13 protein-coding genes and 1 riboswitch are annotated in these 14,453 nt (G+C 39.0%); all 13 genes read right to left on the bottom strand.

All coding sequences use genetic code 11. From position 1 onward, the window contains the following. A partial coding sequence (locus PHE88_06190) for a hypothetical protein (GenBank protein ID MDD5687401.1) occupies positions 1 to 5,593 on the bottom strand: 5,593 nt, incomplete at its 3' end. 175 nt (positions 5,594 to 5,768) lie between these two features. Next, positions 5,769 to 6,362 carry a hypothetical protein gene (locus tag PHE88_06185; protein ID MDD5687400.1) on the bottom strand — a complete coding sequence of 198 codons (594 nt, stop codon included), beginning with the start codon at positions 6,360 to 6,362 and terminating at the stop codon, positions 5,769 to 5,771. A 252-nt stretch (positions 6,363 to 6,614) separates the two neighbouring features. After that, positions 6,615 to 6,701: riboswitch (cyclic di-GMP riboswitch) on the bottom strand. Between the two features lie 49 nt (positions 6,702 to 6,750). Further along, positions 6,751 to 7,236: a hydrogenase maturation peptidase HycI gene (gene hycI, locus PHE88_06180; protein MDD5687399.1), complete on the bottom strand. Its 486-nt coding sequence runs from the start codon at positions 7,234 to 7,236 to the stop codon at positions 6,751 to 6,753. Positions 7,237 to 7,291: 55 nt separating this feature from the next. After that, on the bottom strand, positions 7,292 to 7,639 hold the full coding sequence (locus tag PHE88_06175) for a 4Fe-4S binding protein (protein MDD5687398.1): 348 nt from the start codon (positions 7,637 to 7,639) through the stop codon (positions 7,292 to 7,294). Then, positions 7,636 to 8,574, bottom strand: coding sequence for an NADH-quinone oxidoreductase subunit H (locus tag PHE88_06170; GenBank protein ID MDD5687397.1), 939 nt, complete (start codon positions 8,572 to 8,574; stop codon positions 7,636 to 7,638). The genes PHE88_06175 and PHE88_06170 overlap by 4 nt, the downstream gene beginning before the upstream one ends. A gap of 1 nt (position 8,575) precedes the next feature. Further along, complete coding sequence (locus PHE88_06165) at positions 8,576 to 9,763, bottom strand: nickel-dependent hydrogenase large subunit (GenBank protein MDD5687396.1); 1,188 nt, start codon at positions 9,761 to 9,763, stop codon at positions 8,576 to 8,578. Positions 9,764 to 9,806: 43 nt separating this feature from the next. Then, positions 9,807 to 10,319: an ORF6N domain-containing protein gene (locus PHE88_06160; protein MDD5687395.1), complete on the bottom strand. Its 513-nt coding sequence runs from the start codon at positions 10,317 to 10,319 to the stop codon at positions 9,807 to 9,809. A 98-nt stretch (positions 10,320 to 10,417) separates the two neighbouring features. Next, on the bottom strand, positions 10,418 to 10,876 hold the full coding sequence (locus PHE88_06155) for an NADH-quinone oxidoreductase subunit C (GenBank protein MDD5687394.1): 459 nt from the start codon (positions 10,874 to 10,876) through the stop codon (positions 10,418 to 10,420). A gap of 206 nt (positions 10,877 to 11,082) precedes the next feature. After that, a complete protein-coding gene (locus PHE88_06150; protein ID MDD5687393.1) occupies positions 11,083 to 11,517 on the bottom strand; it encodes an NADH-quinone oxidoreductase subunit B family protein in 435 nt (144 codons plus the stop codon). 3 nt (positions 11,518 to 11,520) lie between these two features. Beyond that, a complete protein-coding gene (locus tag PHE88_06145) occupies positions 11,521 to 11,850 on the bottom strand; it encodes a hypothetical protein (GenBank protein ID MDD5687392.1) in 330 nt (109 codons plus the stop codon). Positions 11,851 to 11,983: 133 nt separating this feature from the next. Continuing rightward, positions 11,984 to 12,304, bottom strand: coding sequence for an NADH-quinone oxidoreductase subunit K (locus PHE88_06140; GenBank protein ID MDD5687391.1), 321 nt, complete (start codon positions 12,302 to 12,304; stop codon positions 11,984 to 11,986). Next, on the bottom strand, positions 12,301 to 12,741 hold the full coding sequence (locus PHE88_06135) for a hypothetical protein (GenBank protein ID MDD5687390.1): 441 nt from the start codon (positions 12,739 to 12,741) through the stop codon (positions 12,301 to 12,303). Before PHE88_06135 ends, PHE88_06140 begins: the two co-directional genes overlap by 4 nt. A 252-nt stretch (positions 12,742 to 12,993) precedes the next feature. Continuing rightward, a complete protein-coding gene (locus PHE88_06130; GenBank protein MDD5687389.1) occupies positions 12,994 to 14,424 on the bottom strand; it encodes a proton-conducting transporter membrane subunit in 1,431 nt (476 codons plus the stop codon). Between the last annotated feature and the right edge of the window lie 29 nt (positions 14,425 to 14,453).

Genomic DNA, 14,453 nt, shown 5'->3' with positions numbered 1-14,453 from the left:
AAATGCGGACCTGTACATTATAGACACCAATTCCTCCGCTGTTATCTGCTGCTGTTCCGGATATTGTTCCCAATGACGATAGAAATGAATTACAGGTAAATGCCGTCATTGATGAAGTCGGAACCCCAGTATCCCATAAAAATCGCTTTACGGATGAAGTAGAATTAGAAACCCAATTGTCACCGCGGTTAGCAGTAGGGTTAGATTGCCAGTTTCCTGCATTATCTTTCGCCCATGCAAATACTTCATATTTATGACCGCTGGTCAACGCAGTGCTCGGTACCGGATAACCCCATTTCATAGGTGTAACCGTAGTATCCAGTGAGCAGACAGCATATGTTGAAGGAGTTACTATTAAACCATCAACCCAATTGCTGCCCCCGGGCGACCAGAAACTAGTTGTGCCGTTACCAAGTGACCTGTCAAGTATCGCTACTCTTACCTCTACAACTTTAGTCGGGGTATAAGAAGGCGGGTCACTTGCAGTACCCGATATAGTTGCCAATGTATTTGTTCTTGCTACAGTGTCCAAATCAGTGTTAGGGATAGTTATATATGTGCATGGACTGAGTGCATCCACTGAAAATGAAACGCTTGAGCGATAAACCCCGGAATTTGAAAATGTGGTCTGTATATTGCCGGCATTATCCACAACCCGGCAGAACATATGATAGTTACCTGAGGGTAATGTTTCCATGCCTGAAGTAGTAGAATTATATTTTATTGACCAGGTACTTTTATTAACCGAGTAACTTGAATCTGCCTGATTTTCAGTTGATGGCCAACTATCTTCAGGAAGCGTAGCGACCCATGCACCATCACTCTGCCAGTACAAGCCGGTATCTTTTTTTAACAGTTTTACTTCCACCCTTCTACCCAGCGAAACCCTACCGCTTGGGTTCCCGGGAACAATCGTATCGGTAGCTTCACCTATAAAATACGGGCTTGCGATACAATCTCCGCCGGGTATAGGATAGGTCATTGTTGAAACACCGACATCTACATCCCACCAGAAAGTTGAATAAGAAAGTAATTCCTGATAGAAATTGTTGGGTTTGGCTAAATCGCGTGCTTTTGAAATGACACAAAATGACGAACCGGAAACCGTACCCCAACTAGCGAAAGTCCTTGTCCAGACAGTAGAGGAAACATTTAATGGTAAATCTGAAGGTGTTGAATGACGATACCATGAATTAGCAGAATCATAATTATCCCATGCACTAGCATTCCAATTCCAATACGTAGCAGAATACGTTAGGTTGCGAACTGCAGTATAAACTGCATAAAGCTTTTGCTGGCTATTAACATCAGGACCGTCCTTGGCTGTACCTGATATAGATGGAAGTGAATTCGTACCATACCAACCGCCATTTGCAGGAAGTACTACCACCGATGTAGGTGTTGTTTTATCAATAACATATTCCCGTTTGATAGTTGAATCAGATGCCTCTTGGTTCCCTGCATAATCCCCGCTACGGGTAAATATTTGGTATATCGCATTGTCTGTCTGTTGAGTAGGGGCAGGATAACTCCAATTCTTAGCGTTACCGGGAACAGTATTCCAATATATTCCTTCCTGATTAAACGCATCAGTGCCATTCCAATAGTTTCCATCTTTTATACAGATGGCTATAGAAGTAACAACAACATTGAAATTATCAGTTGCAACGCCTGTAATATTTGTTAATGCCGAGTATTTGTTAGTGTTGGAATCGGAAGAATCGGGCCAGGCAACCGTTGATGTAGGCGTGGTATTATCAATAACAAAAGTATTTGTTGATGGGGCTGCCTGCCAGTTGCCGGCTTTATCACATATTTGTACAGAAATATAATAAGTAGTATTATCTTCACCAAATGCTGCTGTGCTTACTGTAGTACTCCAACTTCCTCCTGTTATTGTTATATCTTTTTTTTGAGATGAATTTTGCCATGTTCCGGTTACAGCGGTTCCCCAATTCCAATTATAACCTTTTTTTGTTGAACTACCTGCACAACTTAACCGGATAGTTGCCGTAGAGACAAGTCCTGGCAAATCATCTGCACAATTCCCGCTTATGGTAATATTAGATTGCGAATAGACAATTTTAAGATAACTTTCATTAGTCAATGTAGAGGTGGACTTAGGATAAGTTACAGTGCTGGAAGGAAGGTTTACATCATAAACAAATGTCATCTGGTTTGTACCGTCACTAAAATTATCTTCAACCAACCCCCCCACATCTGTAGCGCGGGCTTTAACCAAATATGTTGCCGGTGATACCGCACTGGAAGCCGATACGCCGTAATTCCAGCCTGAATTTGCTTGTATCCATGTCGAAGTCTCATATGAATTATACGCCCATGATTTGCCGTTCCAGTATTGGTCCCAGGGGTTTGAGCCATCCGCTGTGCAGGTGGTCTTCTTAATAGATACTTCTGTTTTATTAACACCAAAATTGTCAGTTGATGTACCGACAAATGTATTAGGGTTCGTCCATGTATTTAAATGAACATTATTTGGTGAAGGAGTGGTAATTATGGAACCGGGTTTTATTGTATCCTTCCTGGGTTCTAACCAGAAATTTTCCTGTCTTAGTTCAAGATTAGGAACTATTGCAGTACCACCCACAGCAGGTTCAATTGTACTGTCCATAGAGTCACCCAACCAACGGCTGACACGAAGGACACTGTCCTCTGCCTGAAAAACAACAAACCCAATGCTGTCTTTATTCGGGTCAGGATGCAATTGCACCTGTTGAATAGTCGGTCCTACACCAGCTGCACCTAAATCAATATCAGATGCACCGGGTGATGCTGGTGTCCAACCCGCGGCAAGGGTGTATACCTTGTAATACAATTTTGAACTATTCACATATGTATACGCAGCAACTAATTTTTGCGGCAACCCCCGGACATACATAATATCAAACGGTCTATTCATATCCATGGATTGTTGTGTCTGGTCTATATTTGTAGCCATATACTGGTGCGGCTCCATCCCTGTAGCAGCCGCCCCGGCAATTACCTGAGTATTAGCAGCGGGTATGGAATCCGCAAGAGTATTGCCATCCTGAAATACTTGTACATTTAAAGATGCGCAAGCTGCACCATAATTTAAATTAGTAAACGCTACGGCAATTGTCCATGTAGAAATACAAGGAGCTAATTTTACCCAGTAATTCTGAGTTACGTTATCGGTAGCATTTTGAAGATTTTTTTCACCAACAATTGCGCCAGCAGTAGAAATCCATAACCTGTATTTCAAATAACGCCGGGCATCAGCTGCATAGGTAATCATTCCGCGATATCCGCCTGCTTGTTCATATGCGATATCAAAACATTGCGGCTGAATTGAAAAACCGGAAGGCTGATATTGATTTAATCCGCTTGCAACAGCTCCCTGCGCCGGTTCTAATGCTTCTGAGCTTACAGGATTTGCTATATTAAAAGTGGTAAATGCCGGAACAGCTTGTGTTGAAACTAATACGTTCATTGACGGCGTTGTCCATAAACCGCCTGCCTGGTCAATAAAAGCTAAAAGCAATTCATTACTACTGGTGCTGGGGTTTGCTTCAAGCCGCGGCCAGATAACCCTGCCGGTTGCTGTATAAGTTATAGATGTTTCACCACCCCACTGTTTATTAGAACCGCTATAACTCTGATATTTAAGGTTACCGGCATTGTTCACATATACAACAACAAAATCACCTGTAAGTGATTGGACAGCGACATCAAACTCCCGATATAATGCATAATGTGACTCATCATAAGGAGCGGACACAAGTGGTTGTGCTGTCCCCCAGCCCGTATCAACGTTCCATGCCTGTGCATAGATTTCGCCTTTTGTGGTTTGTTCAACAACTACCCGCTGGTTCCGTATTGATGAGTCCGCTATCTTAACGAACCCGGAATTAGCATCCCTTGTTCCTAATGTAGTAATACTTTCCGCTCCCCATGTTCTATTTAAACCATCATAAGTTCTTAATGCAGGTTTTCTGTTTGATACACCGTAAACCATAATATCACCATTTACAACTAACGGCGAACCAACCCTGCCTATTATATTACTTGAAATTTGTACCCCATATGGTGTAGCAAAATCCCCACTCGTGGCATCAAATCTCATAACATAACCTGCTTCTCTATCGGTAACAGCAGTAACAAATATACCACCCCCAAATTTCACACCATCAATACCGCAGGTAACAAGTTGGGGATCTGAACCTAAAGGTACAGCAATATTTGATCCGTTTGCCCAGGCATTGTCACCATTAAACTTTCCCCAGTCCAGTGTATGTGTGTTATTCCCGGAGGGATTCGCTGACCAAACTGCAATAGCATCACCGGTCCCCGTAGTATAAGCAATATCAAAACAATCTAACATTACCGTCTCTAAATCGGTTTCCCTGGCTGCAAACGCCTGTGTCATTGTTGCTGGAGCATTACCATGTTTAAACAAACCCGTCCAGAGATCATTATTGATGTCGGCAACAGCAATCGCAATTCTCTTACTTGTAGGGTCGCCTGCAACCTTTATCCAAGCAGCATAACTACCACCACCACAAGCAGGAGAACCCCAATCCTGCCAAAGATATCCATTCCATCTGTCAATATTAACCGTATTAGCACCATCATTTAGCGTAAATACATAACACATACTATCTACCCAAACAGCATCGAAACAACGCTTAGTCACATTTGAAACACCGGAATTTAACTGTGTGGGTCTAACCCAGTAAGCAACGCTCGAAGCCCACACTGCCGCATAGACATCAGGTGAAGCTTGCGTAACAGGAAGACTCCATACAAGCATTACCTCACCGGCATTGGGATTGGTTGTAATATCCGTATTGGACGAAGAATATAAACCTACCCAGGAAATCTTTTGTGCAGTAGCGGGAATTACAACACTCGCATTATCCACATTTGATTCTTCTACTGTCCAGCTCTTTTGGTCCCAGTCATACAAACTGTATTTTAATTGTGTAGTTGTTGTGCCATCACCGGTTGTCCATACTACTATAACGTTATTTGTAGAATAGGCGATATCAAAGATTTTTGCCTGTGGATACTGACCGGGAGTAGTAGTCTGAGGATCCACATTTAGATTAGAAGAATTTATTTTTTTAGGGGTACTCCAGCTGCTACCATTCCAAAAAGAAACATAAATTATACCGTCAGCACGCAATCCACCCCAGACCTTAAGTGGATTGTTAGGCGAAGATGATTTCAACACCTGATATATTACAGGTCCGCCAACAGTTGAATCCGGCCCGTCTGCTTCGTCACTCCAGCTAGTACCATCCCAGGTACGGCATTTCAGTCCAGTAGAAGCCCCCGTGGGCCACAATCGCCCATAAACAAACGTAGCATCAGATACAGTCTGGTCAGCATACAACCGGGAAGTGGGAAGTAGCAAGTAGGAAGTAGCAAGTAATAAGAAAATGGGGATAAAGGGGACAGTCCTCAACATCGTTGCCTTTGTCATTGCGAGGAGTGAATGAAATGAACGACAAAGCAATCTCATGGATTGCTTCTCCGCCACTGAATCTATGGCGGGTCGCAATGACATTTTTGGTTTTATATTTAATAACCAGTTGGGTTCTTTATTCATTTCCATTCCCAATTCTCTAATCCACTTTTTTACCGTCGTGACTCCGAACGCGTGTACGCGCGCGCGTGAAAAAAAAGCCCCATAACATTTAACTCATAACTTATAATATAAGCAAAAAAATACCGTTATAAGTAATCAGTTAACAGTTATTAGCTATATAGCCGGGTTTTGAGAATTAAAGACGGAGGTTTTGAAATTTGTAGTAGAGGCGATTTGAAAGTTTGAAAGATTGAAAGATTGAAAGACTGAAGATTAGATTTAAAACAACTACGTAACCAAGAAGAAATACAATGAGTTTTTCAAAAAAACGTTTTATGGTTGTGAAAACAGCGGAAACAACCTGAAATCCTAAACCAGAAATCGGAAGTCCAAAATAGTGTCTGGCAACTGTGTATAGTTTTTGTATTTTTTTTACTATTTCAATTTGTGAATGGATTGGAGTGTTGAATGTGAGTGTGATGAGTGAAGACAGGAAAAGCGTCCGTAAATTTGCATCTGCCGTATTGTCATTGCGAGCAATAGCGCGGCAATCCTGTTTTAATATTGCTTCGGTCGTCCTTGTTGGACTCCCTCGCAATGACATCTTTTCAACAGATTGATTCTGGTCATTTCGTTCATCCAGCCCGCTGTCCCATTTTTCTATTGACTGTTTTACTTCTGATGGTGCATTGGGGTTAACTGTATTTCCAAACGCAAAGGACACCCCTATGCCCACTATGATTGCGGAGAAAATTATTATTAATAATATAACGTTTCTTTTGCTTCGCATCTTTTCCTTTTTCGTGGGTTGACTTTCCGTAGTTGGCAACCTTGGTTGACCTTTAAAGAAAGCCGACTTCCCAGTTTTTTAGTTGGTTTGCAATCACACCGCTACAAAATACCGTGAACTGCCGAGAACTCGGCTTCCTTCTTACACGAATTATCACGAATTTCTAACATCTCGCGAATTACCACGAATATATATTTGCGTTTAATTCGTGATGTTTGCTTTTATTTGTGTCAATTCGTGTGTTTACAAGTTTTCGGCAGTCCAGCCCCCCGACATTACGTCGGGGCTTCGACTTTGCGTCCCCACCACTAATAATTGGTGGGTTTGCTTTTCTCGCTACATCATAATTATAAAGAATTTTTCGTATTTTGTCAAGTGTTTTTTTAATTTATTTTCCTTGAACGATTTGCTTGATAATGTTTGATATTTGTTTTACTGATTTTTTTACTTCTTTCGAGACAGTTTTATCGAATTTCAGGATTTTGGGCTGAATTCCAATTATTATTATTTCACATTTTAAAGACGCAACCAGATAATCAACTATCATTTTTATAGGCAGCATATGGGTGGAAAAAGATACACCGCCGACTTCTTCAGGGTTAATTATAGTTATTGTTCCTGCTTTTTTATCTGCATCCATGGAATCAACAATGAGAATGTGGGTAGGTTTATAATCTTTTATTTCGCCGGTGATATTTTCAGGGGCCGTAGAACCGATAAAAATCTTTAATTTTTTACTCTTAAACTTGCTTAATTCTTCTGCAACAAGAAGCCCTGCAATATCATCGCCTCTCAGCTCAGAACCAATGCCGAGAAAGGCAATTCTCTTTGCATCTTTAAGCTTCTTTTTTAATATTGTTTTAAAATCTGGCATGTAAATTAGGCACGCCAAGGGCGTGCAACTACAAAAAAATACTGAAATTCCTATACTAAAATTTAATTTTTAGTTTTTTGTTGTCCAGCTGAGCAAGTTCAAATTCGTTGGTTGTCTCGAGCGCTTCCTTCATACAGGAATCTACGCATTGGGCGCAGTATATACATTTGTCCAACCTGAACTCTGCCTCAAACTTCTTATCGCCTACTTTTATTATTTCTATCGCGTTGCTCGGACAATCCCGCATGCAAAGCTTGCAGCCGATACATTTTTCCGGGAGGAATTTTATCTTCCCTCTAAAAGTCTTTGGCATCTCGAACTTAACAAACGGGTATTTAGTTGTAGCTGCTTTCTTAAAAACTGAAGAAATTACCTGTCTTGCCATTTTGCCTGGTTTTATCATTTTATTCTACCTTCGAGTATAATGTCTATCAACAATTGTAAAAAACTTAACGGTGCTATATATTTCCAACAGAAATTTATCATCTGGTCTATTCTTAACCTTGCAAACACTGTGCGCAGCAAAGAAAGCGAAGCAACTATAAACAAAACTTTTAATATAAACAGTGTAAAACCAATTGCCGGATTATAATCCATACCGAAAGGCAGAAATACTGCAGCTATAAGTGCTGCACAGACAACCACTTCTATGTCTATTGCCAGCCTGAAAATTGCAAGTAGTTTGCCGCTATACTCGGTAAAAGTTCCTCCGACTATCTCGGTTTCCGCTTCAGGAATATCGAAAGGGACTTTTTCCAATTTACCTAAAAGTGCAATAAGTGCTATTGCAAAACCGAGTAAATTACACGCCCAGTACCAGTGATGCTGGTTATAAAACGCACTCATTTCACTTATTGACCAGGTACCAGCAAGCAGTGCAGCTGATAAAATAACAAGAAATAACGGGACTTCGTAAGCAAAAAACTGAGTTAATGCACGGATACCGCCGATAAGTGAAAACAAAGATTGCGATGAATACCCTGCAAGAAAAAATGTCAATGTAGGTATAGATAATAAATATAAAACGACAATAACATCACCATTAAAAGAAACCAGTGCATCAGTTCCCCAAATCGGTATATATACAAACGAGGTAACTATCGCTGTTAACGCTACGAACGGTAACGACTTAAACATTATCTTTTCAGCTTCTTCGGGAACAATGTCTTCTTTGGCAAGTAATTTTACAAAATCTGCAAACGGCTGGAACCAGGGAGGACCAACCCTGTTCTGTAATTTCGCACATAATTTCCTGTCAACATATTCTAAAAACATGCCAAAAGTACTCAAAAACAACAAACCGGGAAACACTAAAATGTAAAATAATGATGTTATCATATTAAAACTTTATTCCTTTTTTTCTATACCACTCAATACTGTATTTTCTTAGAGATTCCCAGTCCATAACTCCGGTTTTTCCGGTATCCCGCCTTTTTATTGATATTGTCCTGTCGGTACAGGAAAAACACGGGTCTATTGCTGCAACAATTATCGGTAAATCTGCAAGATTATAATTTTCAAGCATCTTTAATACAGCTTTAACATTAGCAAGTGTAGGCGCCCTTACTTTAACCCTTTCAGGTTTTTCAGTACCGTTGGATTTTACATAATGGACATCTTCACCACGTGGCGCTTCGTAACGGCTAAGTGCTTCACCTGCCGGTATTTTTCTTGGTACTTTAACCGTAACAGGACCGTCAGGCATATTTTTGATAAGCTGCCGTATAATACTGTAACATTCCATTAATTCGCCAACCCGGACAAGCGTACGACCGTAAACATCTTCATTATTAACTGTAATAACCTTAAATGAAACCTCATCATATGCTGCATAAGGGTCATCACGTCTGACATCCCTATCAACACCTGAAGCGCGAGCAACAGGACCTACTGCACCGTAGGATTCCACATCGGCGCGTGATAATTTTCCTACATTTGACAATCTATTTATAAGTGTTACTTCCTGGGTCGCTACCTGAATGTAATATTTTGTCCTTTCTTCAAGTACATCCATTGCTTTAAAAATTTCCTGCAAATCCTCTTTTGAAATATCACGTCTTACCCCACCGATTGTATTAATTCCGTAATTAACACGGTTACCGGTAACTTTTGCAAAGATATCCATTACTATTTCACGGTCACGCCATGTATACATAAATAAAGTATCAAAACCAACTTCGTGACCCGCTACACCAAGCCAGAGAAGATGACTGTGTACCCGTTCAAGTTCCGCAATAAGTGTACGTATATAAAGCGCCCGTTTGGGGACTTGAACTGCGGCTATATCTTCTACTGCCTGGACAAAACAAGTGGAATGTGAATGTGAACAGATACCGCAAACACGTTCAAGAAGATAAACATCCTGTGTGTATGAACGTTCCTCGCAAGCTTTTTCAATACCGCGATGATTGTAACCCAACCGCAAGCTAACATCCACTATTTTCTCGCCTTCTAATGTTATTCTAAAACTTTCGGGTTCTTTTAGCGCAGGATGCTGCGGACCAATTGGTATTGTTATTCTTGCCACTTAATTATCCTCCTTACTGAATTGCTTATTTTCTTAGTAAATTTTATAAAAATCCTATCTTTTTTCGTTTTGGTTCCAGCGGTGTCAACAATGACTTTATTGCATCAAATACTACTCTGAATTGCTGGTCGTATTTCTTTTCCATTTCTTCTATTTTTCTTTGTAAGTCCTTATGTGTTGAAAGTAACGCTCTTAACTTTGTGAATGTTCTCATTATCTGAATATTTACATGGATTGCTCTTTTACTATTTAACACACTTGAAAGCATAGCAACGCCCTGCTCCGCGAAAACATATGGTAAATATTTTATATGCTTACCTCTCTTAGAACTTACCTTATTATCATTGTTTAAGGTCACAATTTGTGACCTTAAAGATTTCGCTTCTACCCAAGTTAATTCAAACATGAAATCTTTGGGAAAACGTTCTGAATTTCTCCGAACAGCTTGATTTAATACTCTTGTTGCTACTCCATAAAGCTCTGCTAAATCACGGTCAATCATCACCTTTTGTCCGCGGATAAAATATATTTTATTTTCTATTCTCTGACTTAACACCAACTCCTTCACATTATCTCCGGAAATTAAATCTCTCTTTGTTGGTGAATTTTATAAATTCTTCTATTTTTTATTTTCTTGATAATTAATGTTAAAAGTTACTTCTTAAGCACATCCGACTTCCAGTCTTTTCTTAACGGGTATTGCCCTTCAGGCCAGCCGTCGGGTAAAGGATACCTTGAACCTTCGGGAAGACCTTCAACTTTGGCACCTAGCAAATCTACTACTTCTCGTTCATAAATTACCGCTGCCGGGAAATAACCAATAATTGTTTTAATTTTTGGATTATCTTTAGGTACACTTATTTTTACATTGATGACAATACCGTCTGTTCTTGTTAAATGATAAATGAATCCTAATGTACTCCCATCATCAACACCTGTCATAGTGCAGAGTATGTTAAAATTAACCTTATTCATTAAAAACTTAAGTACTTCCTCAAATTTATCCGTAGGAACATCAACAAAAATACGCCTTACTCTCTGTATTCTTATTTTTCCTTCCAGAAAACTGAAACTTTTTAACAATTGCTGCTGGACTTCTTCTTCTTTTGTCATATTATAACATCCTTTAAATCGCAGATTACACAGAAAAAAACATAGATTACGCAGAAATTTAAAAAACTTACAACTGATATACTATTCTTTTTATCTATTGATAGATTCCCGATAGAAACACTCGGGAATGACAATTCTTACTTCTTACTTCTTGCTTCCAATCTCTAATCTTAATTTATACTTCTAATTATGGAACGTATGTATATTTATTTCATCTTAAGACTACCAAGCAGTTTAGCTACACCGTCTATAATTGCTTGGGGGCTTGCGGGACATCCGGGAATATACGCCGATACCGGTATTACGGTGTTTATTCCGCCACATACGTTATAACATCCATCAAAAACACCGCCTGAACATGCACAGGTACCAACAGCAACGACAAATTTAGGTTCGGGCATTTGTTCATAAATTCTTACTAATCTGTCTTTTACCTGTCGCGTGACAGGACCAGAACAAACAAGCACATCAGCATGTCTTGGCGTACCTTTTAGCACTACTCCGAACCGCTCCAGGTCAAAAGTCGGAGTTAATGCTGCGAGAATTTCTATGTCGCAGGCATTACAGGCACCGGAATTAAAATGTATAATCCATGGTGATTTTATTCTTGTCCAATTAACTAATTTTTCAACAACTACCATACATCATCTCCTAAATAATATTAATAAACCGACAATTGCACTTATAATATAAACAATTGCTATCCCGTACCCGGAAGTAAACCCTCTTGGTAAAGTAGTTAAAATAAGCGCTACTACGTGCATAATTGTAAAAAACAATGCGAATTTGAAAAATTGGCTATAATCAGGTTTCAACTGCAGGACTGGGATGTCCTCACCGCAAGCATATTGTTTCAGCTTACCCGTAGTGGCATGTCCTTTGAACGCCAATTTAGAAAAAACCAAAGACATTATAACACTTACTATTAAAAGAATTATAAACACAACCGGCGGTAAAAGAATTAATCTATCCATTATAACCTCAATTTGTTAAAAACTCAACTAAAATTCTTATAATTACCCCTCACCTTTTATCCTCTCCCCACTGGGGAGAGGAAAGAAATGAGTAATCTTCTCCCCCTTGGGGGAGAAGAAAGAGTTGAGGGGTTTAACCTTTTAATGTCTTTATGTTACGGACGTCAATTGAATCTGTGTGTTTATATATACGTATAATAACGCCTGCGGCTATTGCTATTACGAAAACTTCAATTATTATAATAATTATAACCAGCGACTGAGCCAAAGGCATATTATTTGTTATGTACCCTACAACTATTATCGCCAAGGTAACTGCTTTTGTTATTATTTCTAATCCGAGTAATATCCTTATTAAATTCCTTGTTGCAAGAATATAATAAAAACCTATAACAATAAGCAAAACGATAAATATGATAAAAATTCTTAATAATTCAGGGTTAGTAAGACTCATTTTTTCTGTATATCCTTAAATAATACCACGATACCAAATACACCTACTAATAATATAATCACTTGTCCCAATAAATCAACTTGTCTCAAATTCCATATTACATTCCGGACGCTTGTTTCCTGCATTATTTCCGGAAGGTTAAAACTAAGCGGCTTGATTACTACTGACACTACTAAACCGGCTAATGCAAGGACTACCGGTAAGAATATATATTTTTTAATACGTTTTTTCCTGAATTCGGTAACTTCCTGCAGGGACAGCGGTTTAACGAAACTGATAGTGCTTATAAATATTACGGTTATTAAACCGGCGCATATTGACAGTTCAAAAACTGCCGCAAGCGGTGAATTCATCTTGAACATCAAGAGTGTTATTATAACACTGGTAATAGCAAGACTTATCGCAGCTATCAACAATCTTGACGAAAAGACTGTCATTAGCGCGGCTAATATTAATAATATGAGAAGTAATAAAATAAGATTCAAGATATCCTCACTTCGTTCGGTAACGCTAATCATCGCGAATCTAACGCAAATTATCGCGAATTATTCGTGTTTTTATTGTATTTTCTGGAACAATTCAAATAACCACATAACTGCAGCAGAGCAAGCTCTGCGACTACACAACTACCGTGGGATACAATCCCACCGCTACAAAACATCAGCACCGCAAGGCGGTGCGGCTACATGTCACTTTAAAATACTTTCTATTGGTAGAATTAGTTTATTTAATACCAATGGGAAAAATATGCCGATAAATATTGTTAAAAGTGCTAGAATTATCACGGGGAGAACTAGACCGAGCTTTGCTTCTTTTACATTTTCTAACCCTGGGGCTACTTTTCCGAAAAATACTTTTCTTTGTAAAGATAGAAAATATGCGAGTGTTATTACGCTTGATATCACTGCTATAAATGCATATGAATAATGTGCGCTTTGCCAGAGTGCTATAATTATCAATAACTTGCTCCAGAACCCTGATAACGGCGGTATGCCTGAAATAGAAAGCATGGCTACTATAGAACTTCCGCCGGTAATCGGCATTTTAGTCGCCAGCCCGCCTAATTTGTCCATATTCCTTGTACCTGTCTGTTTTTCTACGGCTGCTGAATTGGCAAATAACTGGGATTTAAATATTGCATGGTTTAACATATGAAAGACAGCGCCGGCTAAACCTAAGACAGTACCGGTACCTAAACTCAATACAATGTATCCCATCTGGCTTACACTTGAAAAAGCGAGCATCCTTTTGATATCGCTTTGACCAAGTGCGGCAAGAGCTCCTACAACAATAGAAACTGCACCGATAAACAATAATATATTTTTTACCTGGTCACCGCCCCCGCCTGTTATACTTAATATCCTTATTAACGGGTATATACCTGAAACTTTTATTACAATACCGGAAAGCAGAATTGAAATACTGGTCGGTGCTGAAGAGTGTGCATCGGGCAGCCAGCTATGGAACGGGACAAGCCCGCCTTTGGTAAAAGCACCGCAGATAAAAAGACAAATCGCAATTGTAATCTTTAAACTACCTGCTGAATTTTTGGTTGCATTATTAATAGCTATAAAAGATGTGTCACCGGAAATCAACATAAAGATTGAAATTGACAAAAGTATAAACAATGTAGCTGTAACTGAAAGGACTATATATTTAAAAGCGCTTTCCAAAGCCGCTTTATCTTTGTATATTGATATTAATATGAAGGAAGAAACTGCGACAATTTCAATGAATACATATAGTGAAAATATATCTGTTACCATTACAACACCGTTCATACCTGCCAATGTGAGCATAATTAAATTTGCAAAATTAAATTTCTGGTCTTCATCATGATAAGTAAATTGTCCGATCATAATAGCAGAAAAAACAACTATGCCTATTGCCAGCAGCATCAATTTAGATAAACTATCAATGGTAAGATTGAAAGCAAAATTTGTCCCGAATAACGCTGACTGGTTGTTCAATATATCTATCGGAACAAACAACACAAAATAAATCTGTACCAATGTCAATAACATACCAAACCAGCACGCTATTTTTTTAACAAAATCGCAATGACATAAATTTAGTATCAGGACACTGACTAATGGTATTAAAATAAATAATGCTATCATAAATGGTTGCTTTTTTCCTTTGTAATTGT

Source organism: Elusimicrobiota bacterium, from assembly GCA_028718185.1.
Lineage (GTDB): Bacteria > Elusimicrobiota > UBA8919 > UBA8919 > UBA8919 > JAQUMH01.
The sequence above is the reverse complement of the archived record's forward strand: the minus strand, read 5'-3'. Positions and strand labels throughout refer to the sequence as shown.